Below are 23,016 nucleotides of genomic sequence, written 5' to 3'. Positions count from 1 at the left end.
CTCAGCCCGCTGTGCCGAGCCGCGCACCGTCGAGGAGGAAGCGCTGGAAGCCGGGACCGGTGGGCAGGCCCTGGACGGCCGGCGAAGTCAGATCGAGTCCCTCGCCGAGCCCCCACACCACGTACCCGCCGTCCTTCCACAGCTCCTTCTGCAGCGCCCCGAGGCGGCCGTTGCGGTCGGCGTCGTCACGGACGGCCAGCGCCTCGGTGAACGCCTTGTCCCACGCGGGCCGCTTCCAGGCGGTCTCGTTCGTCGGGGACGTCGAGACGAGCGCGACCCTGGCCACGTCGGTGAAGGGGATGCCGCCGAAGTAGCCGGTGTAGAAGTCGGCCTTGCTCCACACGTTCGTGAAGTACGTGTCGGGGGGCTCGTTGCGTACCGTGACGGTGACGCCGATGTCGGCGAGCTGGCGCGCGTACAGGGCGGCCGCGCTGTCCATGCCGGGGTACGACGTGGTGGTGCGCAGCGTGACCTTGAGCCCGTCCGCGTGTCCGGCCTCGGCCAGGAGCTGCTTGGCGCGCGCCACGTCGCGGGGCCGCTGCGTCAGGTCCTTGGGGTAGGAGGCGTCGTACGGGGTGGGCAGGTCGTTGGCGACCTGCCCGTACCCGAGGAAGACGGTGTCGACCAGGGCCTGCCGGTCGGCGGCCAGCTTGAACGCCTCGCGGACGCGGGGGTCGTCGAAGGGCTCGCGGTCCAGGCGCATCACGAACGGGTATTCGGTCACGGGCGTGCGGCGCACCACCCGGACGCCGGCGCCTGCGGCCTTCGCCGCGGCGGGGCTCACGCTGCCCGCCACGTCGGCCTGCCCGGAGGTGACCGCGGCGGCCCTGGCCTGGGGGTCGGCGACGGCTCGGATCTCGATGCCGTCCAGGTGGGGGCGTTCGCCCCACCATCGGGGGTTGCGCTTCAACACGGCGGTCTGGGCGTCGCTGCTCGCCGGCTGGTACGGCCCCGACCCCGGCACGGGCTGCCCGAAGTCCTCGCTACCCTCCGGAACGACGAACGTGACCGATTCCAGTGCCTCGGGCACCAGGGCGTTCGGGCTCCTGGTCATCAGGACGACGGTGTGGTCGTCGGGCGCGGTGGACGCCTTCGTGTCGAACAGGGCGAGCCTGCCGTAGTTCTCGGCGGCCTTGCGCTCGATGCGGCGCAGCGAGTAGAGCACGTCGGCGGCGCGCACGGGACGCCCGTCGGTGAAGGTCGCGTCCGGCCGCAGCCGGAGCGTCCACCGGGTGAGCGTCCGGTCGGGCTCCCATGAGGCCGCCAGCCGTGGCTTGGCCCTTCCGTCGGCGCCGGGGACGGTCAGGACGTCATAGAGCAGGGAGAAGCGCAGGGCGTCCGACTCGTTGGCCAGCCCGCCGTGCGGGTCGTCGCTGGCGGCGGCCGGACTGCCCGCGGCCACGTACCGCAAGGTCCCGCCGCCGCCCGATGGGGGTGGCGGCGCGGCCGAGCAACCGGCCACGAGCACCGCCGCAGCGATCAGGAGGGCAGGGCGCTGTTTGACAGGCATGGGTTCCTCTTCTGGAAGTTCAGAGCTCGTGAAGGAGCTCGCCGAGCAGCTCCGCGACCCGTCGCACGGCGGGCGGGCGGAGCAGGGAGTAGTGGTGCGCGTCGACCTGCTCGACGTGGAGCCGGGTCAGGAACGGGCTCCAGCCGAGGTCGTCGTGGCCGGGCACGTCGTCGACGCCCATGCCGACCCCGCCGTTGAGCGGTGCCGGCCGGGCGGCCCTGATCAGGAGCACCCGTGTGTCCGCGTCAAGGCGGCGGGCCCGGTGCTCGCCGAGGATGCGCAGGTGGCGGGTGAAGACCTCCAGCCGCTCGGCCGCCGAGTCGCGGGCGCCCATCAGCCCGGCCCGTCGCAGCAGCCCGGAGACGGTGTCGGGCAGGTCGGCCGCGGGCCGTGCCGCCAGGCGCTCGACGAGGTCGGCCGGGGACGCGTCGAGGTCGGCGTCGAGGAACGCCTCCAGGGAGCGCAGGTAGCGGGCGGCCGCGTGCGCGTCCCGCCTCTCGGCGGGGAGCGGGCGGATCCGGTCGGGGACGTTGGAGTCGAGCATGGCCAGCAGCTCGACCTTCTCCCCCGCCTCGGCCAACCGGCAGGCCATGAGCTGGGCCAGCGTGCCGCCCATGGACCAGCCGCCGAGCGCGTACGGGCCGGACGGCTGCCAGGCGCGCACGGCCCGGACGTACAGGTCGGCGAGCGCCTCCATGTCGCCGGGCGGCCTGATGCCGGCGAAGGCGGGGTCGGTCAGGCCGACGACGGGGCGGTCCGTGGCCAGCAGCCGCGCCAGCTCGGCGTAGCAGAGCACGTCTCCGCCGGACGGGTGCACCAGGAACAGCGGGCGCGGGTCCTTGCCCTCGCGCAGCAGCAGGGTCAGGTCACCGTACGCGTCGTCCCAGGCCGCCGGGTCGTCGGCCAGGCGGCGGACATCGGTCACATATCGTTCGAAGGCGGCGTCCGCTTCCTCGGCCGGGAGTGCGGTCTCCGCCACGTCCCACTGCAGGAGCAGCTCTCCGTGCTGGACGAACGCCTGGTGGTCCAGCCAGACCTGCGGCGTCTGGCTCACCCCGTAGACGGGCGTGCCCACCCAGTCCAGGTCGTGCGCGTCGTCGAGTCCGAGAGCGCTGGTGAACACGACGGGCGCCTGGGCCAGCCGCCCCGTGCGGGCCGACAGCTCCGCCAGCACGTCGAGCGCCGAGAAGTCACGATGGTCGAGGTCCTCGAACAACCTGCGCTGAGCGGCCCTGGCGCGCTCGGCGAACGTGGCCGGGGTCCGGCGGTCCGTCTCGTGCAGCAGCAGCGAGGTGAAGTCGCCGACCACCTTGCCGACGTCGGGATGGATCCGCGGCCGGTCGAACAGGGTGAGGTTGACGCAGAAGCGATCGCTGCCCGACCAGGCGTGCAGCGCGTCACCGTACGCGGCGAGCAGCACCGCGGTCGGGGTGACGGCGTGGGCGGCGGCCTGCCGCTTGAGCCGCTCCCACGCCTCGGCCGGGAGCGTGGCGCTGCGCCTGGCGAACCGCGGAGTGTCCGCGTCGCCGTCGCGCACGGGCAGCGCGGGCGGGCCCGGCAGGTCGTCGAGCCTGGCCCGCCAGTACGTGGCCGCCTGCTGTCCCGCCGGGCCGGTACGCCGCTCCTCCATGGCGCGCACGCAGGCCCCGAAATCCGTGCCGATCGGAGGCAGGTCGGCGCCGCCGTCGTGTTCGTAGAAGTGCCGCAGCTCGCGGTCGAGCAGCAGGTAGCTGGCGGTGTCGCAGACGAGCACGTCCACGCCGACGAACAGCCGTACCGTCCCTCCCGGCAGCAGGGCCGCGCGCAGCTCCACCAGCGGCCAACGGTCCGGACGCGGCGTCCGATGGGAGAGCTGCTCGCGCAGCGCCGCCATCCGGGCCGCCGGGTCGGGCTCCGCGCGCAGGTCGTGCACCCGGATCCGGTACGTGGGCACCCGGTCGAGGACGCGGTTGCGGCCTTCGGGGGTGATGACGGCGCGCAGCATCGGGTGGCGGGCGATCACCCGGTTCCACGCCCGCTGGTATCGGGGAATGTCCAGGTCGGGGCAGTCGTATTCGAGGTAGAAGTGGCAGGCGGTGCCGCCGTGGCGGTATCCGCCGCCTCCGCCGACCCAGTAGGCGTGCTGGACCCGGGTCAACGGGAAGTCGACTTCGCCGGTCCGCGTGGAGCCGGCTGGTTCTCGCCGGGAGCCGCCGTCCGGGAGCAGCTCGGCGAGGGCGGCCACGGTCGGCCTGGCCAGCAGGTCGCTCAGCCGCAGCGTCACCCCGTGATCGTCGGCGAGGCGGGCCAGCATGCGGGTGGCCAGCAGGGAGTGCCCGCCCAGCGCGAAGAAGTCCGCCTCGCGGTCGTCCACGGGGAAGCCGAGCAGCTCGGACCAGAGTCCGGCGATGAGCCGCTCACCTTGACGCCGGCCGTCGCGTTCTCCCGCCGGGGACGGTTCCGGCGAGTTGCGGGGCCCGCGTGACGACCCGTCGAAGGTCAGGCGGGCGGCAAGGTCGGCGGGTGACACGGCCACCACGGGTGGCGCGCTGCCCGCGGCCACGGCGGCCAGGATCCGGTCGAGGGCGCGCATACCGTCGGCGGCGCCGATGGAGTGCGCCGACGCGACCGTACGCTCCTGTCCCGCCGGGCCGACCCGCCACCCGTCCCAGGCCACGCTGATCCACCGCGTGCCGGTCTCGGCGGGCCGGAACGCCTGCTCGGCGATGGCGTCGAGAGCGCGGTTGGCCGCCGCGTAGAGGCCGAGACCGAGCCCGCCGACCGCGGCGGTGGCCGACGACATCAGGACGACGGTGCGCGGCCGGCTTCGCTCGGGCAGCGCGTCGATCGCCCCCCGCAGCGCGACGGCGGCGCCGACCTTGGCGCGGGCGTGAGCCTCAGCCGTGCCGGCGTCGGCTTCCCGCAGGGGCGCTATCCCGGCCGAGGCCACCACACCGGCGCCGTGGATGACGAGGTCGAGCCGCCCGTACCGCGTCGCCAGGCCGTCCAGCAGCGCGCGAGTCGCCGCGGGGTCGGCGGCGTCCACGACCGCGATCTCCACCTCCAGCCCGAGCCCGGCCAGCCGCCGCAGCCAGGCCAGCCGCTCGGCGTCCCTGCTCCCGGGAGTGACCTCCTCGGGCACTCCGGTGCGGGACGTCAGCACGACGCGAGCTCCCTGACCGGCCAGATGCTCCGCCATCGTGAACCCGACATCGCCGAGACCGCCCAGGATGACCGCCACCGACTCCGGCTTGACCGGGGTTTCGGCGGGCCGCCAGGGCGCGAAGGAGCGCAGCCACCGCGTCCCGGCGCGCACGGCGATCTCGGCCGCACCGCCTGACGGGCTGGTCCCGGCGGCGGCGAGGTCCGCCACCTCGGCGACCACGGCACGCACGTCCACGGCACCGAGCGGGAAGTCGACGGATCGCCAGGTCAAGCCGGGGCTCTCCTGCGCGAGGACCCGGGGCAGCGCCCGAATCGCCGCCGCTGCCGGATCGAGCGCGTCGGTGCTCTCCACCCGTTCGCCCCCAGCGGTCACCAGGAGCAGGCGACGGGGCGGGTCGGGGTGGGAGGCGAGCAGGGCGGCGAAGCGCGCGAAGCCCATGACGGCGTCACGGACTCGCCCGTCGAGATGCTCCCGATGTTCTCGCCGATCGTGAACGTAGATGGCTCCGGTGCAGCTCGGAGCGGGGAAGTCGACGGGTTCGGCTCCGGCACGTGCGAGGGCGTCCACCAGAGCAGGGGAACCGCCGACGACCAGCCATCGCTCGCCGCTCAGAAGCGGAGCGGGAGCGGGGACCGCCCGGTTCCACGCGGGGATCTGCAGCGGCTCGCGGTCATCCGGCGCCGCCTCCGAGCGCGGGACGGACGGGTCGATCCAGAGGCGCCGGCGCTGGAACGGGTGGCCGGGAAGGGGGACGCGGCGGCGGCCCGGCCGGTGCAGTGCCGCGGCGTCGATCGGCACGCCGTGCGTCCACAGCTGTCCGGCGGCGGACAGCGCGGCGACCCGGTCCGGCTGATCCTCCCCGGGCGCCGGGAAGGTGGGGAGGGCGGCGCGCAGCGCGGGCAGGCCGTGGCGGCGGGCGGCGGTCACCAGCCCGCTGCCCGGCCCGACCTGCACGAGCACGGTGGCCGCATCCCCCACGGCGGTCCGAACGGCCTCGGAGAAACGCACGGTGGAACGCAGGTGGCGTACCCAGTGCTCGGGATCCGACAGTGCGTCACCGGCCCAGCCGCCCGTGAGCGTGGTGACCAGCGGCAGCCGCGACCGGCGCGGCGTGAGCCGGTCGGCGGCCCGGCGCAGCGCGGGCATGACGGGTTCGATGAGCCGCGAATGGGCGGCGGCGTCCAGCTGCAGCCGCGTGGCATCGACGCCTTCCGCGCGCAGCTCCTCGTCAAGGCGTTCCACCGCTCCGGCCGGTCCCGAGAGCACGCACGAGTCCGGGGCGTTGACGACGGCCAGGTCGAGGTCCGGATGGCGGCCGAGCAGCTCGGCGACCGTCTCCTCGGGCAGGGGCACCGCGAGCATCGCTCCGGCCGCGGCCGCCATGCCGGTCGAACGGACCGCCACCAGGGAGGCCGCGTCCTCCATCGACAGCGCGCCCGAGACCACCGCCGCGGCGTACTCGCCGAGGCTGTGCCCGAGCACGGCGTCCGGCACGACACCCCACGACTCCAGCAGCGCCGCGGTGGCCACGCTGACGGTGAACAGCGCGGGCAGCCCGATCCCGGGATCTCGCGCGGCGGCCCGCGCCGCCGGGTCGTCGCGGCGGGCAAGGATCAGCTCGCGCACGTCAGTGTCCAAGAGCGGCGCCAGCGCCTCGGCACACCGGTCGACCGACTCGGCGAAGACCGGCTCGTCACCGTACAGGCCCGCGCCCATCCCGGCGTACTGCGCGCCACCGCCGGGGAAGGCGAACACGATCCGGGGCACGGTGGCGGGTACCGTGGCCCGCGCCGCTCCGCGTAGCGCGTCGGGGACGTCGGCGGGGCCGGTCACGGCCGCCGCGAGGCGGTGGGCGAACGGCCTGCGCCCGGCATGCAGCGTGTACGCGGCGTCGGCCAGATTCCCCGTGGGCTCCGAGTCCGCGAGTTCCTCCGCGGCGCGCGTGAGCGCAGGGGCTGAACGGGCCGAGACCAGTAGCAGTTGCGGACGGTCGTCGGCGGGGGCGGGCGGGCGCGGCGGTGCCTCTCCCAGGATCGCGTGGCAGTTGGTGCCGCCGATGCCGAACGCGCTGACGCCCGCGTACCGGGGCCCTTCCCACGGCCGGGTCGCGACGGCCACCTCGAACGGCGAGCCCTCCAGCTCCAGCTCCGGGTTGATCGGCTCGGCACCGAGCGAGGCCGGGATGGCGCCGTGGCGCACCGCGAGCACGGCCTTGACGAACCCCGCGATGCCCGCCGCCGAGTTGGCGTGCCCGATGTTGCCCTTGACCGAGCCGAGCGCGCACCATGCCGGGCCCGCCGGGCCGAACACCTTGCGCAGCGCGGCGACCTCGACGGCGTCGCCCAGTCGGGTGGCGGTGCCGTGCGCTTCGACGTACCCGATCTCTCGCGGCCCGAGCCCGGCGACGGACAGCGCCTCGGCGATGACACTGGCCTGCCCGCGCACGGAGGGTGCGGTGAAGCCGACCTTGCCGGCGCCGTCGTTGTTGACCGCCGAGCCGAGCAGCACGGCCAGCACCTCGTCGCCGTCGGCGAGCGCGTCGTCCAGACGGCGCAGTACGACGGCTCCCACGCCCTGAGAGAAGACGATGCCGCTGCCCTCCGCCGAGAACGGCCGCACCCGGCCGTCGGCGGAGAACATCGCGTCGGGCACGTGCAGGTAGCCGTGGCCCTGCGGGATTGTCAGCGACACCCCGCCCGCGAGCGCGGTGTCGCACTCGCCGTTGAGCAGCGCCTGGGCGGCGACGTGCACGGCGACCAGGGACGTCGAGCAGGTGGTGGTCAGAGCGATCGCCGGTCCGGTGAGCCCGAGCCGGTAGGCCACCTGCAGCGGCAGGTAGTCGGCGACGGTGGCCATCGCCGTCTGCAGGCTGCCGACCGGGTCCGCGCCGCCGCCCGTCGGGTCGTAGCGGTCGTGCAGGTTGGCCATGAGGTACGAGCTGTGCGCGGCCCCGGCGTAGACGCCGACCGTGCCCGCGCCCGCGCCGCCCCCGTGGCCGGAGGACTCCAGCGCCCGCCAGCAGCACTCCAGGAAGAGCCGCTGCTGCGGGTCCGCGAGTGCTCCTTCGGCCTCCGTCATGCCGAACAGGTCGGGGTCGAACAGGTCCTGTCCTTCGATCAGCGCGCCGACCGGGACGTATCCCGGCCTGCTCAGCAGGGACGGATCCACTCCCCTGTCCAGGAGTTCGCTCCTGTCGAAGCGGACGAGACCCTCCCGGCCCTCGACCAGCATGCGCCAGAACGACTCCGCGTCCGGCGCGCCGGGGAAGCGGCAGTCGAGGCCGACGACCGCGACGGCGGTACCGGTGCTCAACGGGATACCTCCTCGGCATGTGCGCGAGCCCGCAATCTGGCCCCTCGGCCCGCCGCCGGGGTGGCGGGCCGGGCTGGTTCCGGCGGTGCGGCGCGGTGGGTGATGTGGCCGGCGAGGGCACGGGCCGTGGGCCACTCGAACAGATCCACGACGGACAGCCCGGCGGCCAGGTGGCGCAGCCTGCGGTGCGCCAGGACGAGGGTCAGCGAGGTGGCCCCGAGGTCGAAGAAGGACGTCTCAGGATCGATCGGATGCCCCAGCAGCTCCTCGAAGACGGAGGTGACGGACTGCAGCATGTCGGGATCGGCCGAAGCGCCGGGTCCGCGTGGCGGGTCCGGCTCGACGGCAGCACTCGGCGTGTCCGCGTTGCCCGGCTCGGGCGTTTTCAGCGTCGCGGACGGCTCCGGCACGCCGGGGCGGATGGTCAGCGCCAGCTCCAGGCCGCGCTCCTGTGCCTCCCGCAGGACCTTCGCCAGCCAGTCCGCGAGGTCCCGCGAGCCGCCGTCCGCCTGGGTCTCCGTCACCTGGCCGACGGCGGCCGGGCTGGTGCGCACGTAAGGGTTGGGCAGGGCGCTGTGGTCCACCTTGCCGTTGGCCGTCATCGGCAGCCGATCCAGCGTCACCAGCCGGCCGGGCACCATGTACGACGGCAACCGCTCCCGCAGGACCTCGGTCAGCCGTTCCTCGGACAGGGGTTCCTTCCCCACCACGTACGCGACCAGCCTCGGCCTGCCGTCCGAACCGGGGACGGTGGCCGCGACGCACGCCCTGACCCCCGGCTCGCGGGCCAGTACGGATTCGATCTCGCCCAGCTCGATCCGGTGCCCGCGGATCTTGACCTGCCGGTCCACCCGGCCGAGGAACTCGATCGTGCCGTCGGGCCGCCACCGGCCGAGGTCGCCCGTGCGATACAGCCGCTCACCGAGCTGCGGGTGAACGGCGAACCGGGCGGCGGTCTGCTCGGGGTCTCCCAGGTATTCGCGGGCCAGTCCGTCGCCGCCGATGTACAGCTCTCCCGGCTCGCCCAGCGGGACGGGCACGCCGTGCTCGTCGAGGATGCGGAAGCTCTGCCCGCGTAGCGCCCGCCCGTACGGGATGCTCTTCCAGGCCGGGTCCACCTGCTCCACCGGATAGGAGATCGACCAGATCGACGCCTCGGTGGCCCCGCCCAGGCTGAACAGGCGGGCCTGCGGTGCGAGCGCGCGCAACCGTTCGGGCAGGGTGACCGGGATCCAGTCGCCCGACAGCATCACCAGGCGCAGCGAGCGCAGCTGGCGGCGGGCGGCGTCCGGGTCGAGCTCGGCGTACTCAACGAGCATCTCCAGCAGCGCGGGCGCGGTGTTCCACACCGTGACGCCGTGCCGTTCGGCCAGCTCCAGCCAGTGTTCCGGGTCGCGCTGCCGCGCGACCTCGGGGAGCACCAGCGCGCCACCCGCCCCGAGGACGCCGAAGATGTCGAAGACCGACAGGTCGAAGCTGAGCGCCGACAGCCCCAGCACGCGGTCCCGGTGGTCGATCCCGAACCGGTCGACGATGTCGTCCACGGTCGTGCGGGCCGCTCGGTGCTCGACGGCGACGCCCTTGGGCGTGCCCGTCGAGCCGGAGGTGAAGATCGCGTAGGCCAGCTCGCCCGGCGCGGGCCGTTCCCGGTGCCCGTCGCCGGAGGGGTGGTGAACGGTCACGCTGTCGGGCCAGGCGACCTGGCCGATCGCGTGCGTGATGCCTGCCTGCTCGCAGACCGCGGCGATGCGGGCGGCGGGCCAGGTGGTCTCCACGGGCACGTACCAGGCTCCTGCGGCGGCGACCGCCAGGACGGCGGCGATCTGCTCGAACCCCTTGTCCAGCGCGACAGCGACCGGGACCCCCCGCCCGATGCCCGCCGCGAGCCTCCTGGAGGCTTCCGCAAGCCGGCCATGCGTCATCCTGCCGGCGGGCCCCAGCAAGGCGGGGGCATCCGGATCGCGGCGGGCGGCCTCGGTCCAGGGATCGTCGAGCAGCGGCCCGGCCTGGGGGAACGCCACGCGGTCCAGCGGCTCGTCGGGGAGGAAGGCCGGATCGGCCGCCAGGGTGGCGGACGTCCAGGCGTCCGGGTCGATCAGCCTGCGCAGCAGCCGGACCTCGGCGTCGAGACATCCCCGGACCCAGTCCGCGGGAAGCGCCGACTCCACCGCGTCCCAGGCGATCCTCAGCGGTCCGCCGTCGTCGCGCACGATGTGGTCGAGCAGGACCTGCGGCGTCTGCGAGACGCCGAACACCTCCTCTCCCAGCCAGGCCGTCGCCTCTCCGCCGGCGAGCCCGACGCCGCTGGTGAACACCACCGGATGCGCGGGCACGCCGCTCGTACGTCCCGCCGCGCGCAGCACCTCGACGCCGGAGACCGCGCGGTGCTCCAGATCGGTCCAGAACCGCTCGTTGACCTCGGCCGCCCAATCAGTGAAGGTCCACGGGCGCGACAGGTCCGGGACCGGGATGCCGACCAGGGCCGTCGTGGTGAAGTCCCCCACCACGTCCCGGAGTTCCGGCCGGTCCGGGCGGTCGAAGAGCGTCACGTTCAGGGCAAACGGAGCGGACGCGGCCCGCCGGTAGAGGGTGAGAGCGAAGGCGGCCAGCAGCACCCCGGTCGGGCTGAGCCCGTGCTCGGCCGCGCGTGCCCGCACCAGCGCCCACTCCTCGGCCGTGAGCCCGCCCTCGTACCGCACGAACCTGGGCACGCCGAGCTCCTCGATCGGCACGGCGAGCGGGAGCGCGGGCCCCGGCGGCAGATTCGGCGCGCGTTCGGCCCAGTATGCGCGGGCGCGGGCCCGGCGCTCGCGTTCCTCGGGGTCCGACTCCCGTTCCCTGACCACGGTGGGGAAGTCGGTCGCGCACGGCTCGGGCCGCGCCCGGGGGTCGGCGGCCAGCTCGCCCCACTGGCGCATGACGAGCAGCCAGCTCGCCATGTCCAGCGCCAGGATGTCCATGCCGACGAACAGCCGCGTCCGGCCGCCCGGCAGCAGCGCGGCGTGGATGTCGAACAGCGGCCAGACGTCTGCCGGGCGGAGCTGATGCGACCGCTCCGCACGTAACCCCGTCAGCGCCTGCCGGGCCTCCTCGGCGGACGCAGCTCGCAGGTCGGTACGGGTGATGCGGTAAGGACCCGGCGACGGGAGGATGCGTTGCCGGCCGTCGTCGCCGACCACCATGCGCAGCATCGGGTGGTGCTCGACGAGCACGTTCCAGGCCCGTTCCAGGCGGTCGAGATCGGCATCCTGGTCGCCGGAGCGCCTGTCGTACTCGTGGAAGAAGAACGTCGCGACGCCACCCAGCGGGAACGCGGGATCCCGGCCCACCCAGTACGCCGACTGGGCGGCGGTCAGCGGAAAGCCGGCTCCGTCCGGCGAGATCCGCTGCGCGATGGACCGTGCGGAGGCTTCGCCCAGGAAGGACGCGATGGGCAGGTCCGCCCCCACGCGCTCGCGCAATCTGCGCCGCAGCCGTACGGCGGTGAACGACTCCAAGCCCAGCTCCGTCAGTCTCGCATCGGGTTCCACCTCGTCTTCCTCGATGCCGAGCACCTGCGCCACACAGGAGACGACGTCGTCCAGCTGCGGGCACGACAGATCAACCAGCGGAAAAGGGGTCACCAAACCTCCACGAACGAGGGCGGAGCATCAAGACACGGGCCAACCGGCCGAAGTCATGTCTAACATCGATGAAAACGGTTATCAATACCGTTGTCAGGATTTCACCCCTGTCGGCGGCGGCTCATGGGAGCCTCGCGCCGACGGACGAGCACGTCGGCAGCACACAACTCCGGCACCGCCTCCGGCCAATGCCGAGGCCGGCTACGTGAGGGCCGGGACAAGCTCAGTGGTCGTCCCAGTGCCCTTCGTGTGCCGCGTGGCGGTGTCCGTCGTGGATGTAGTCGACATGGTCACCGTGAGGGACGGCCACATGCCCGCACCCGGCCCCGTGCTGGTGGCCATGGGCGTCGTGCGTGACGTGCGCCTGCGGCTCGCACTCGTCCACGTGCCCCTCATGGAGGCGATGGAGGCATCCGTCGTGAACGTAGTCGACATGATCGGCATGCGGAACGGTCACGTGCCCACATCCAGGGCCGTGCCCATGAGCGTGATCAGCATGCTGGCGGTGTTCGGCGGCGACAACCATGTCCAGCACCCCCTACCGAATCGTCACGGTGATCCTTCATGTGGGGAGGTCTCCTCAACAACGCTACGCCGGAGAGTGTGACATGGGCCACTCGATGCCTGCCGTTGGGGACGGCAAGACCTTTACCGGGGCCGCACTCTTGACGATCGCTTCGCCCATCTCTAACCTCGCAAAACGGTAATGATTATCAATGTACGGCGAGGATGTGGGAGTGGCAGACCAATACGAGCGATCGGCGGAGTTCGTGGACGTGATGATCGCGCCGCACTGGGCGGCCCTGGCGCCGCCGCTGTCGCAGGCGCTGCGCGACGTCACCGGCCCGGTCGTCGATGTGGGCGCCGGCGGAGGGCAGGGCACCCGCGTGATCGCGGAGGCGGTGCCCGAGGCCGAGATCGTGGCCGTCGAGCCGTCGGCGGCGCTGCGGTCCGTCCTGCTGGCGCGGGTGAACGAGAGCGCGGAGTTGCGTGACCGGGTGACCGTGTTGCCGGAGGGTTTCCTCGAGGCGGCGCTGCCGCAGAAGCTGGGCGCCGTCGTCGCCATGAACGTCCTCGGCCACTTCGACCCGGCCGGACGGCAACGGATCTGGAGCCTGCTCGCCGAGCGCCTCATCCCCGGCGGCCGGGCGGTGCTTAACCTGCAGCCGCCCACCGAGCCGATGACGGTGCCGGAGTCCCGGTTCGCCGACGTACGGCTCGGGCGGCGCAGGTACGAGGGCTGGGGCCGTGCCGAGCCCGCAGGCCCTGACCGGATCACCTGGCACATGACGTATCGCACCTACCACGATGATCAGCTCGTCGACGAGCTGGAAGTGGCCTACGCCTGGTGGGTGCTCGACGAGCGGCGGCTCAGGGCGGAGCTCGGCGGGCACGGCCTCGCGCCGTCCCGCACCGGTCCGGCCGAACTCGGCCTGTACCTCATCGAAAGAGCCGGTACGTGAGGGACAAGGTGATCGTGGCCGGTGGCAGGCCCGGCAGGCTCAGCACAGGAATGCCCGGTTCGGGTCTTTGATGGGAGCTCACATGCGAGGACGAGCCGCGATCATGCTGGTGATGCTCTTGGGAGCGCTCCTGTCGGGATGCGGGAGTCAGGAACCCGACGCCCAGGACGGGAGGCAGCTCACTCTGGCGGCCCCGCGTGACCTGGTCGCCGGTCCCGGGGATCCGTACTACACGCACCAGACGCTGCGCGTGTGGGAGCCCTTGGTGACCGTTGACGACAGGTTACGGCCCGTCCCGGCCCTGGCAGTCTCCTGGGCCGCCGCGGACGGGGGGCGGCGCTGGACGTTCACGCTGCGCGACGGCGTGACGTTCAGCGACGGGACGCCGTTGACCGCCGAGTCGGTGGTCGCCAACATCAAGCGGTTCCTGCGGATCGCGCCCCGCCAGTCGGCGTTCTTCAGCCTCGACGCCGGCATGGAGGTGGCGTACGGCAAGCTCGGCGACGTCCGCGCCGAGAACGGCAAGGTGGCGTTCGTCCTGAACGAGCCCGTCGCCGACTTGCCGGGCAGGCTGGCGGGCTTCTACAGCATGGTGCAGTCGCCGAAGGCGTTCGCCTCCTCGGGGGACTTCGCCGGCAAGCCGGTGGGCACGGGGCCGTACACGCTGGTCGACTGGACCAAGGGACAGCAGGCCGTGCTGGCCGCGAACCCGCACTACTACGGCCCCGCCCCCGCCTACAAGAAGATCGTGGTCAGGGTGATCCCGGACGCCAACGCGCGGGTCGCGGCGTTGCGCGCCGGTGAGGTGGACGGGCTGATCGACAAGGGCGCGCTGCTACCGGGGCAGGTCGCGGCGGTCGCCGACGGGTTCCGGGTCATCCGCAGCCCCTCGGTGCTGACGCACTACCTGACCTTCAACGCCTCGCGCGAGCCGTTCTCCGATCCCCGCCTGCGCGAGGCGGCAGACCTGGCAATCGACCGTCAGGCCATCGCCGGCAGACTGCTCGCGGGCACGGCCAAGGCGGGGGCGGGGTTCCTGTCACCGGTCTTCGGTGACCTCGCCGACCCCGGGATCGCCGCAGGCCACGACCCCGGCAAGGCCCGCGAGCTGATCGCCGCCGCCGGGCCGCCTGCCAAGCCCGTGAACATCCTCATCTCCTCTGCCGAGACCGGTCAGTTCCCCTACGCCGACATCGCCGAGGTGCTGCGCGCGGCCTTCGAGCAGGCGGGCCTGCCCGCGAAGGTGACCGTGGCCGAGGCCACCAAGTCCGTGATGGAGGCCGGGGACTACGACCTCTTCCTCAGCGCCTACAGCGTGCCCAACGGCGACGCCGACTACCTGTTCCGCCGGTTCCTGCGCTCGGACGCGTCCTGGAACGTCGACCGGAAGCTCGGCTACCGGAACACCGAGTTCGACGAACTTGTCGACCAGGCCGCGGCGCAGACGAACCCGGCCATCCGTCGCGACCTGTACCACCGGATCCAGCGGCTGCTCGCCACCGACCGCCCGATGATCCCGCTGGCCTACCAGGACAATCCCATCGTGACGACCGGCAAGGTCAACGGGGTGACGCAGAACGCGGCGTACGTGGTCGACCTGGGCAAGCTGGCACCCCTGAAGTGACCGCCGTCCTGCTGCGACGTGCGGCGGAGCTCCTGCTCACGTTGCTGGTCGTGTCGGTGCTGGTCTTCCTGCTGACCTCGCTGGCGCCGGGGGACCCGGCGGAGGAGATCCTGCGCCGCGGTGGCATCCAGCCGTCGGCGCGCAGCGTCGCGGTCCTGCGCGCCGAACTCGGCCTGGACCAGCCGCTGTTCACCCAGTACCTGCGGTGGCTGCTCGCCGTGCTCCGCGGCGACTTCGGACACTCCTACACCGACCGCTCCCCCGTCGCCGCCGAGATCCTCTCGCGTGTCCCGGCGACACTCCGGCTGGCAGGAGCGGCGGCGCTGATCTCGGTCACGCTCGCCGCGCTCGTCTCGGTCAGGGCCGCGTTCAGGCCGCGCGCGCCCGGTAGTCGCGCCGTCGCGCTCGTGACGGTGGCGATGACCGGCGTTCCGCCCTACATCGTGGGGATCCTGCTGATCAGCATAGTGGCGGTCGGCCTGCGCGCACTGCCCACAGGCGGAGACGGCAGCCCCGGCGCGGTGGTGCTGCCCGCTCTCACCCTCGGCCTGGCCGGTGCCGCGACGCTGCTGCGGCTGCTGCGGGCCGACCTCGCCCAGTCCTTGCGGCTACCGTTCATCAAGCTCGCGGCCGCCAAGGGACTGCGGCGCCGGCGCGCGGTCATGGTTCACGCCCTGCGCGTGGCCGCGCCGAACGCCATCACGGCCACCGGCATGGTGCTCGCGGACCTGCTGGCCGGCGCGGTGGTGGTGGAGACGCTGTTCTCCTGGCCGGGGGTGGGGCAGCTCGCGGTGTCGGCGATCAGGCAGCGCGACCTGCCCATTGTGCAGGCGTACGTGCTGGTCACGGCGGTCACGACCGTCCTGGTCCTGGCTCTGGTCGAGCTCTGCCTGGCGGCCGTCGACCCGCGGGTGCGCCGCCGGTGAGGGGCCGCGCCGGCATCGCGGTGTTCGCCTCGGTCGTGCTGTTCTGCCTGATCACGCCGGTGGCGTCGGCGTACGATCCGCACGTCCCCGACCTGGAGCGCGCTCTGATGCCGCCCGGCGCGGAACACTGGCTCGGCACCGACCAGCTCGGCCGTGACCTCCTCACCAGGACGGCCGCGGCCGGCCGCACGTCCCTGCTGTTCGCGCTGGCCGTCACGGTGGCGACCACGGCTCTCGGTACGGTGTTCGGCGCCGCGGCGGGGCTGGCCGGTGGACTGCCCGACCGGCTGCTGCGCTTCGCCGCCACCGTGGCGCTCGCGTTGCCGGGCCTCACGCTGGCGCTCGCGCTGGTGGGCGTGCTGCGGCCCGGGTACGCGACCGTCCTGGCCGCCCTCGTGCCGCTCGGCTGGGTGAACTGCGGCCTCGTCGCCCGTACGGCCACCCGGCGCGTGGCCTCCGCCGACTATGTGCTGGCCGTACGGGCCATCGGCGCGTCACCGCTCTACCTGCTCCGGCGCACCATCGCCCCTCATATCGCCGGACCTGTTCTGACCGTCGCCACCGCGGACTTCGCCAGGACGCTGATCGCGGTCACCTCCCTGAGCTTCCTCGGCATCGGGCTGCCCCCGCCCGACACCGACTGGGGCGGCATGGTGAGCGACGCCACGCCGCTGCTGGTCACCGCACCTCGCCTCGCAGTCGTGCCCGCCCTCGCCCTCGCCGTCACCGGTCTGGCGGTCGCGCTCGTAGTGGACACCCGCCGAAAGTCGTCCCACGCCTGACGCGTGCGCCTGTGGGACCTCGCCCCGGGCGGCACGGCGACGATGTTCGACGAGAACGTCGCCCGGCAACCCTGGACGTGCAGGCCCCGAGGTTCGACGTGCCGACACAGGGTGACCGCTCCCCGTACCTGGACCGGTACCCGCAACAGCGGGTACCGGTCATGGTCAAGGTGTGTGGCGGATGCGATCCTTCTGCCTGGCCTGTGGCTCGTGCGTATCCGCAGTCGCGGGTCGCCATCCACGCTGCAGGGCCAGCAGCAGGGCCCCGGCGAGTACGGCGGTGCCTGCCGTCAGCATGACGTCGCGCATGCCGGTGCCGTACAACCGCTGAAAGGTCGTGGGATCCGCGTTGGCGAGGCTCTGGGAGAGGATCGTTCCGAGCACGGCGATGCCCAGGGCGCTGCCTGCCTGGCGTGCGGTGTTCACGGTGGCGGAGGCGACACCGGATCTCTGGCGTGGCACGAGTTGGAGGGCGGCGGCGACGGCGGGGGTGATGGCCAGGCCCTGGCCGATGCCGCAGAGCACGAAGAGCGCTCCTGTCGCGAGAAGGGACCGGCCGATGTCGAGCGTGGCGAGGCCCAGCAGGCTCGCGCCGATGAGTGCGTACCCGAGCAGCATGGGCAGGCGCGGGCCACGGGATGCGGTCAGCCGCCCGGCCAGGACGGAAGCGGGCATGATGGCGACCGTCATGGGCGCCAGGAGCAACCCGGTGGCCAGTGCGCTGTGCCCCTGAGCCTGCTGGAGGTAGAGCGACAGGAGGGTGAAGGCGCCGTTGGCGCCGAAGCCGAGCAGGACGGAGGCGGCGTTCACGCTCGCGAAGCGGCGGTCGGCGAGGAGGCGGACGGGCAGCATCGGCGTGGCCTGTCGCCACTCGACGATGACGAACGCCGTCCCCGCTGCCACGGCCAGCGCCAGCAGGATGATCGTGATCAGCGAGCCCCAGCCGTTGGCGCGGGTCTCGATGATGGCGTAGATCAGGATCGCCAGGGTGACGATGCCGAGCGCTTGGCCGGCCGGGTCGAGCGCGGCGTGGTCGGGGTCAGCGCTCTCGTCGATCGTCCGCCGGCCGAGCAGGATGGCGGCGGCTCCGATGGGCAGGTTGACCAGGAAGATCGCGGGCCAGCCGAAGCCGTCCACGAGGAGGCCGCCGATGATCGGCCCGGCGAGGACGGCGGCGCTGGCGCACATGCCCCAGTAGCCGAGGAGGCGGGCTCGGCGCACCGGGTCCGGCTCGGCCTGCCCGATGATCGACAGGGCGCCCGGGACGAGGAGGGCCGCGGCCATCCCTTGCACGGCGCGGCCGGCGACCAGATAGCCCAGCGTCGGCGCCAGGGCGCAGAGGAGGGAGCCGGCCAGGAAGAGCGCCATGCCGATGAGGAACCAGCGTTTCCTGCCGTACCGGTCTCCCAGCGAGCCGCCGGACAACATGCAGGCGGCCAGGCAGATGGAGAAGGCGTCGACGATCCACTGGCTCCCCGTGATGGTGGTGTGCAGGTCGGTCTGCATGGCGGGGAGCGCGACGGCGACGATGGTGAGGTCGAGCAGGGCGATGAAGGTGGCGGAGAACGCGGCGATCAACGTTCCCCTGCGTCGCGGGGTGGTGGACAAGGTCATCCCCTCTGTGGTGCGAGATTCGAGTACGTGTGCCGCCGGGCCCAGAGCACGGCCACGGCGGTTCCGGCCAGGGAGAGCAGCACGGAGGCCGCGATGAGGAGCGGGTAGCCGGCGAGGCCCGCGAGCACCAGCTCGGCCGCGCCGAGCAGCACGCCCAGCGCGGAGACCTGCACGGTGACGTCGGTGGCGGCCGCCCCGGCCATGGGGGCGAAGGTGTACCGGACGGGCGCGATGCGTTCCGTCCCCCATCCGGCCGCCGGCAACATCGCCGACTGCACCGCGGTGGCCAGGTACAGCCCAAGGGCGGAGAGCGGCACCACAAGCAGCGTCCACGCCGCCGATCTGCGCGACCGGAACACCCCGGTCAGCGACCGCCAGGGCGGGACCGCATCGCCGGCTGGCCATGGGCCGGGTTCGGTGAACCTGGCCGGCACGGCGAGCGGGACGCAGAACACCGCCGCCACGGCGGCCGGCGTCACCGCCCACCCCGGCCATGTGTATAGCAGCAGGGCGCCGCCCGAGCCGACGAGGATGGACAGGCACGCGGCGGCGGTCTGGATGCCGTTGGCGGTGCCGCGCTCGTCCGGGGCGAGCAGGCGTACCGGCAGTCCGTTGACGGCGGTGTCGTGAAACGCGGAGACCACCAGCACCGCCGCCATCACGGCCAGGACGGCGGGCAGGTCGGCCACCGGATCCAGCGCGGCAAGGGCGAACAGCGCCGGCTGCGTGCCGATCAGCCGGCCGCGGTAGTCGCCGTACCGGTGGTCCACGACCGGACCGATGAGGAACCGGCCGGCTTGCCGGAGCACAGTTGGGTCCTGCACTATCGCCTCCCAAATGACTGACAGTCAGTCGGACGATAACGGAAACGATTTTCATTGACAAGAGGATGGATGCGGAGATCCGCTAAGGTCGACAGCAGCCGGAAGGAGGCAGGTGGTCAGGACCAAACCCAGCGAGCAGCGGCGCAGCGACCTGCTCGACGCCGCCGAGTCACTCGTCCTGGCCCACGGCGTCGACGCGCTCAAGATCGACGACGTGGTCGTCGGTGCGGGAGTCGCCAAAGGCACCTTCTACCTGCACTTCGCCAGCAAAGACGAGCTCCTGGCGGCGCTGCGCGACCGATACGTCGAGCGGTTCGTCGCGCGCCAGCGGCAAGCCTCAGAAGCAGAGAGCGGCCCCGCCCGGGTGCACGCCTGGCTGCGGGCCGGAATCACCGAATACCTGTCCGACACCCGCCTGCACGACGTCCTGTTCCGGCACAACTCCCACGCCTCCCGGCCGGGCGAGCAGCCTCGCTCCAACCTGGCGATCGACGCGCTGCGCAACCTCCTCCAAGAGACCGCGACACTCCCCGACCCCGGAGCGACCGCCATCGTGCTCTACCACGCCATGCACGGGACCGCCGATCACATCCTGCACGCCCCGGACGATCAACGGCGGCTGCTCGACGAGGTCACCCGCATCTGCCGCGCGCTGCTCGAACCCTGACCCGCTGGTCAGCAGAACGTCGCGGTCAGAGCCTGCCGCAGGGTGTCCGCCGGGGCGTTGCCCGGGTACGGGTTCGCGGAGATCACGAGCATGCGGCCCGAGTCGGATCTGAGGGCGTAGGTGAGGTAGCCGAAGGTGCCGCCGCTGTGCCCGTACGCGCTGTCCAGCGACGGGTTCATCCGCGTGGCGTCCACGATCTTGCCGTTGTATGAGGCGTAGCCGTGCGCGTGCGGGCCGGGCATCACCTTCGCGTGGCCGGCAGAAGCGTGTGCGTGAGACCCAGCGGGCGCAGGATCCTCGCCTTGATCGCGTCCGCGTACGAGCCGCCCGCCAGCTTCTCGATCAGCATGGCCGCCACGACATAGTTGGTGGTGGAGTAGTGCCAGCCCGCGCCCGGTTTGAAGTAGGCCGGCTTGGACAGGCCGACCGGGTCGTCAAGGGACAGCTTGCCCTCGTCGGCGAGCTAAAGCACGACGGCGACCGAATGAAAATGATTGTCAGATTCACCGCTCTTGTCATAGTTTGAGTCGGTGACCCCTTCGTCCACCGCGACGGCGCTGCTCAAGAACGTCGGCCTGAGTCCAACACGTCAGCGGCGCGTCGTCGTAGAGCGGCTCATCGGGCTGGAACGGCCCGTGAGCGCGCAAGCGCTGCATGAGGAACTCCAGGCAAACGGCGCGCGTCTCGGCTTGACGACGGTCTACCGGACACTCAACGCCCTGGCGGAGAACGGCCTCGCGCACGTCTTCGAAGATCACGGAGAAACGACCTATCGATTGTGCGGCCCTAACCACCATCATCATCTGGTCTGTCAGTCCTGCGGCACGGTGATCGAGGGGCCTCCGGTGCCCGAACTAGGTCGGTGGCTACGACGCCTGGGCACCGAGCACGGCTTCCAGGCCGAACGTCACCACTTTGAGGTCTACGGCACCTGCGGCACCTGCCGTCTCGCCGGAGAGCCTGGCACCATCGCGCCACCCACCCAATGAGACGACGACACGCACTGGCCACCGGGCACGTCGTCGTGCCCGGTGGCCGCATGGCCTCAGTCGATCGTGATCAGTCCCCGCTGGTAGGCGCGGACGAGGCGGCGGGGGACGCGCAGCTCCCGCCCGTTCACGATGATCGGGACGAGGTCGGGCACGGCGGCCTTCCACTGGCTACGGCGGTGCCGGGTGTTGCTGCGCGAGGTTCTGCGCTTGGGCACGGCCATGGCTACCAGCTCGCCTTCGTGATGCCGGGCAGTTCGCCGCGGTGGGCCATCTCGCGGAAGCGGACGCGGGAGAGCCCGAACTTGGTGAGGTGCCCGCGGGGACGGCCGTCGACGGAGTCGCGGTTGCGGACGCGGGTGGCGCTGGCATCGCGCGGCTGTCGGGCTAGCTCCCGTGCGGCCTGCGCCCGCTCCTGCGGAGTGCCGGTGCGGATGAGCTCCTTCAGCTCCGCCCGGCGTGCGGCGTAGCGCTGGATCACGGCCTTGCGCCGCTCGTTGGCGGCGATCTTGCTCTTCTTGGCCATCAGATCTTCTCTCCCCGGGCCCGGATCTGCGCGATCGCCCTGTCGATGCCGATCCGGTCGATCGTCTTGATCGCCCGGGCGCTGAGCGTGAGCCGGACGTAGCGGCTCTCGCCGGGCAGCCAGTAGCGGCGCTGCTGAATGTTGGGGTCCCAGCGCCGCCGGGTACGGCGGTGGGAGTGGGAGACGTTGTTGCCGAAGACCGGCTTGACGCCGGTGAGCTGGCAGTGCGCGGACATCAGGTCCTTCCGTAGCGCTGGTCGAACCGCTCGACGCGGCCTGCGGTGTGCAGGACGCGGTTGCGGCCGGTGCAGGAGGGGTGGCTGGCCGAGGACACGTCGACGTCCACGACGGGATAGGTGTTGCCGGCGGTCCACTCGATCGTCCTGGGGTGGACGCCCTTCTTCATCGCTCCTCCCGGAACAGCACGTGCTGTCGGATGGTCGGGTCGTACTTGCGCAGGGTGAGCCGGTCGGGGGTGTTCCGGCGGCTTTTCCTGGTCACGTACGTGTATCCGGTGCCTGCCGTGGATCGCAGCTTGATCACGGGTCGCACCTCATTTCTGGCCAAAGCGGTTCCTTTCCACTGGCGAAGCCATGCAATGATAACGAAAACGGTTTTCACTTCAACTCCTGGAGGCGTCAGTGTCCACCCCCGTCATCCTCGTCGCGGGCCTGCACGGCACGGCCCGCGCCGCCACCGTCGAGCGGCTGCTCGCCGAGCACCCGGGATCGCTCGCCATCCACCACGACCTGAGCGACGTCGCCCGGGGACGCGTCCGCCGCACCGTCCGCGACGCGACACGCGTGCTGGACACCGCCGACATGCGGCTCGCGCACGGCTGCGTCACCTGCACCGTGCGCGAGGACCTCCTGCCCCAGCTCGTCCTGCTGGCGCCCGGCGCACCCCTGCTGATCGCGGACCTGTGGGACTCGGTGGAGCCCCGATCGGTGGCCGAGGCCGTAGACTCCGCCGAAGCCCACGACATCCTGCGGCTCACCGCCGTACTCACCGCGCTGGACGCCGAGGCCATGCCCGACGACATCACCCGCGGCGAACGTCTCATCGAGGTGGGCAAACCCGCGGCCGCCGGCGACCAGCGCTACCTCGCCGAGGTCCTGGCCCGCCAGCTCGAATACCCCACCGGCCTGGTCCTGCACGGCGGCGACGAAGACGACCACGAACTGTCCCGCACGGTCCTCGCCCACCTCGCCCCCGTCACCCCGATCCACACCGTGTCCTGCCTGCCGCCGGTCACCGGCGCCGCCGTGTGCACCGGCGAGCTGGCCGAACGTGTCGACCCGGCCACCGCCCAACTGCCCTGCGACACCCAGACCGACGAGATCGTCACCGCCGTCTGGCGCAGCCGCCGCCCGCTGCATCCGGCCCGCCTGTTCGAGGCCGTCGACGAGCTGGTCACCGAGTCCGTACGCTCACGCGGCCGCTTCTGGCTGGCCACCCGGCCCGGCCAACTGCTGGCCTGGGACGCCGTCGCCGGCATCGTCTCGGTCGAGGACGCCGGCCCCTGGCTGGCCGCCCTGCCCGAAGCCGCCTGGGACCTGGTCTCCCCCGCCCGCCGCCTCGCCGCCGCCCTGGACTGGCACCCCGAGCGCGGCGACCGCGTCCAGCACCTCGTCTTCACCGGCCCCGGCCTCGATCCCGCCCGCTTCCGCGCCCTGCTCGACTCCTGCCTGCTCACCGAGGCGGAGGAAGCAGCAGGCCCGGACGCCTGGGCCGGCTACGACGACCCGTTCGCCCCCATCCTCACCATCAAGGAGAACGCATGAAGAACCGCCGCACCCCGCGCAAGAAGCCCAACCCGCTCCTGTACGTCGACCGCATCGACTACAAGGACACCAACCTGCTGCGCAAGTTCGTCTCCGACCGGGGCAAGATCCGCAGCCGCCGCGTCACCGGCGTCACCGTGCAGCAGCAGCGCCAGATCGCCAAGGCCATCAAGAACGCTCGGGAGATGGCCCTGCTCCCCTACACTTCCCGGCCCGACGCCTGACCC

At 72.4% G+C, this 23,016-nt stretch carries 20 protein-coding genes and 1 pseudogene; 9 read left to right on the top strand and 12 right to left on the bottom strand.

The genetic code is table 11. From position 1 onward, the window contains the following. Nucleotide 1: 1 nt before the first annotated feature. Genes HD596_RS41390 through HD596_RS41380 form a run of 3 tightly spaced genes read right to left on the bottom strand, consistent with a single transcriptional unit; the run spans nt 2 to nt 11,590 of the window. A complete protein-coding gene (locus HD596_RS41390) occupies nt 2-1,510 on the bottom strand; it encodes an ABC transporter substrate-binding protein (RefSeq protein ID WP_185074878.1) in 1,509 nt (502 codons plus the stop codon). A gap of 19 nt (nt 1,511-1,529) precedes the next feature. Continuing rightward, entirely contained in the window at nt 1,530-7,967 is a 6,438-nt protein-coding gene (locus HD596_RS41385) for a type I polyketide synthase (RefSeq protein WP_221519759.1), read from the bottom strand. Continuing rightward, nucleotides 7,964-11,590, bottom strand: coding sequence for a non-ribosomal peptide synthetase (locus HD596_RS41380; RefSeq protein WP_221519758.1), 3,627 nt, complete (start codon nt 11,588-11,590; stop codon nt 7,964-7,966). The genes HD596_RS41385 and HD596_RS41380 overlap by 4 nt, the downstream gene beginning before the upstream one ends. 271 nt (nt 11,591-11,861) lie before the next feature. Here HD596_RS41380 and HD596_RS41375 point away from each other — a divergent pair, with 271 nt between their 5' ends. The 5 genes from HD596_RS41375 (at nt 11,862) to HD596_RS41355 (ending at nt 16,385) form a co-directional block, all read left to right on the top strand. Further along, on the top strand, nt 11,862-12,197 hold the full coding sequence (locus HD596_RS41375) for a hypothetical protein (RefSeq protein ID WP_185074877.1): 336 nt from the start codon (nt 11,862-11,864) through the stop codon (nt 12,195-12,197). Between the two features lie 130 nt (nt 12,198-12,327). After that, nucleotides 12,328-13,053 (top strand): class I SAM-dependent methyltransferase, encoded by a 726-nt coding sequence (locus HD596_RS41370; RefSeq protein ID WP_185074876.1) that lies wholly within the window; start codon nt 12,328-12,330, stop codon nt 13,051-13,053. 82 nt (nt 13,054-13,135) lie between these two features. After that, the gene (locus HD596_RS41365) at nt 13,136-14,677 is read left to right on the top strand and encodes an ABC transporter substrate-binding protein (RefSeq protein WP_185074875.1); all 1,542 of its coding nucleotides are present in this window, start codon (nt 13,136-13,138) and stop codon (nt 14,675-14,677) included. Continuing rightward, a complete protein-coding gene (locus HD596_RS41360; RefSeq protein WP_185074874.1) occupies nt 14,674-15,603 on the top strand; it encodes an ABC transporter permease in 930 nt (309 codons plus the stop codon). Before HD596_RS41365 ends, HD596_RS41360 begins: the two co-directional genes overlap by 4 nt. Then, nucleotides 15,600-16,385 carry an ABC transporter permease gene (locus tag HD596_RS41355; protein WP_185074873.1) on the top strand — a complete coding sequence of 262 codons (786 nt, stop codon included), beginning with the start codon at nt 15,600-15,602 and terminating at the stop codon, nt 16,383-16,385. The genes HD596_RS41360 and HD596_RS41355 overlap by 4 nt, the downstream gene beginning before the upstream one ends. 165 nt (nt 16,386-16,550) lie before the next feature. Here the strand turns inward: HD596_RS41355 and HD596_RS41350 are convergent, their stop codons facing one another. Both HD596_RS41350 and HD596_RS41345 read right to left on the bottom strand, forming a co-directional pair. Continuing rightward, the gene (locus HD596_RS41350) at nt 16,551-17,999 is read right to left on the bottom strand and encodes an MFS transporter (RefSeq protein ID WP_185074872.1); all 1,449 of its coding nucleotides are present in this window, start codon (nt 17,997-17,999) and stop codon (nt 16,551-16,553) included. After that, nucleotides 17,996-18,808 carry an MFS transporter gene (locus tag HD596_RS41345; protein ID WP_185074871.1) on the bottom strand — a complete coding sequence of 271 codons (813 nt, stop codon included), beginning with the start codon at nt 18,806-18,808 and terminating at the stop codon, nt 17,996-17,998. Before HD596_RS41345 ends, HD596_RS41350 begins: the two co-directional genes overlap by 4 nt. 127 nt (nt 18,809-18,935) lie before the next feature. Here HD596_RS41345 and HD596_RS41340 point away from each other — a divergent pair, with 127 nt between their 5' ends. Beyond that, nucleotides 18,936-19,490 (top strand): TetR/AcrR family transcriptional regulator, encoded by a 555-nt coding sequence (locus HD596_RS41340; protein ID WP_185074870.1) that lies wholly within the window; start codon nt 18,936-18,938, stop codon nt 19,488-19,490. Nucleotides 19,491-19,498: 8 nt separating this feature from the next. Here HD596_RS41340 and HD596_RS60710 read toward each other — a convergent pair whose 3' ends face one another. Beyond that, complete coding sequence (locus tag HD596_RS60710) at nt 19,499-19,732, bottom strand: hypothetical protein (protein WP_221519757.1); 234 nt, start codon at nt 19,730-19,732, stop codon at nt 19,499-19,501. Next, nucleotides 19,732-19,911 carry a serine hydrolase gene (locus HD596_RS60705; RefSeq protein WP_246557894.1) on the bottom strand — a complete coding sequence of 60 codons (180 nt, stop codon included), beginning with the start codon at nt 19,909-19,911 and terminating at the stop codon, nt 19,732-19,734. Before HD596_RS60705 ends, HD596_RS60710 begins: the two co-directional genes overlap by 1 nt. Before the next feature lie 109 nt (nt 19,912-20,020). Here HD596_RS60705 and HD596_RS41330 point away from each other — a divergent pair, with 109 nt between their 5' ends. Continuing rightward, nucleotides 20,021-20,479, top strand: a complete 459-nt coding sequence (locus HD596_RS41330) for a Fur family transcriptional regulator (RefSeq protein ID WP_185074869.1) — start codon at nt 20,021-20,023, stop codon at nt 20,477-20,479. 56 nt (nt 20,480-20,535) lie between these two features. Here HD596_RS41330 and rpmF read toward each other — a convergent pair whose 3' ends face one another. From rpmF to rpmG, 5 genes and pseudogenes are all read right to left on the bottom strand, one after another. Further along, nucleotides 20,536-20,703, bottom strand: coding sequence for a 50S ribosomal protein L32 (gene rpmF, locus HD596_RS41325; RefSeq protein ID WP_185074868.1), 168 nt, complete (start codon nt 20,701-20,703; stop codon nt 20,536-20,538). A gap of 2 nt (nt 20,704-20,705) precedes the next feature. Then, on the bottom strand, nt 20,706-21,005 hold the full coding sequence (gene rpsN / locus HD596_RS41320; protein WP_185074867.1) for a 30S ribosomal protein S14: 300 nt from the start codon (nt 21,003-21,005) through the stop codon (nt 20,706-20,708). Then, nucleotides 21,005-21,241 carry a 50S ribosomal protein L28 gene (rpmB, locus tag HD596_RS41315; RefSeq protein ID WP_185074866.1) on the bottom strand — a complete coding sequence of 79 codons (237 nt, stop codon included), beginning with the start codon at nt 21,239-21,241 and terminating at the stop codon, nt 21,005-21,007. The genes rpsN and rpmB overlap by 1 nt, the downstream gene beginning before the upstream one ends. After that, nucleotides 21,241-21,390: pseudogene (gene rpmE / locus HD596_RS41310) on the bottom strand (50S ribosomal protein L31); the annotation flags it as partial. The gene rpmB and the pseudogene rpmE, both read right to left, overlap by 1 nt. Nucleotides 21,391-21,407: 17 nt before the next feature. Then, a complete protein-coding gene (gene rpmG / locus HD596_RS41305) occupies nt 21,408-21,572 on the bottom strand; it encodes a 50S ribosomal protein L33 (protein WP_132630004.1) in 165 nt (54 codons plus the stop codon). 74 nt (nt 21,573-21,646) lie between these two features. On the opposite strand from rpmG, the gene HD596_RS41300 reads away from it, so the two are divergent. Together HD596_RS41300 and rpsR are read left to right on the top strand one after the other, a co-directional pair. Then, nucleotides 21,647-22,789, top strand: a complete 1,143-nt coding sequence (locus tag HD596_RS41300) for a CobW family GTP-binding protein (RefSeq protein WP_313046305.1) — start codon at nt 21,647-21,649, stop codon at nt 22,787-22,789. Beyond that, complete coding sequence (gene rpsR / locus HD596_RS41295; protein ID WP_185074864.1) at nt 22,786-23,013, top strand: 30S ribosomal protein S18; 228 nt, start codon at nt 22,786-22,788, stop codon at nt 23,011-23,013. Before HD596_RS41300 ends, rpsR begins: the two co-directional genes overlap by 4 nt. The last annotated feature ends 3 nt before the right edge of the window (nt 23,014-23,016 follow it).

This window comes from Nonomuraea jabiensis (genome assembly GCF_014204795.1).
Lineage (GTDB): Bacteria > Actinomycetota > Actinomycetes > Streptosporangiales > Streptosporangiaceae > Nonomuraea > Nonomuraea jabiensis.
This window is presented reverse-complemented; position numbering and strand designations above follow the sequence as displayed.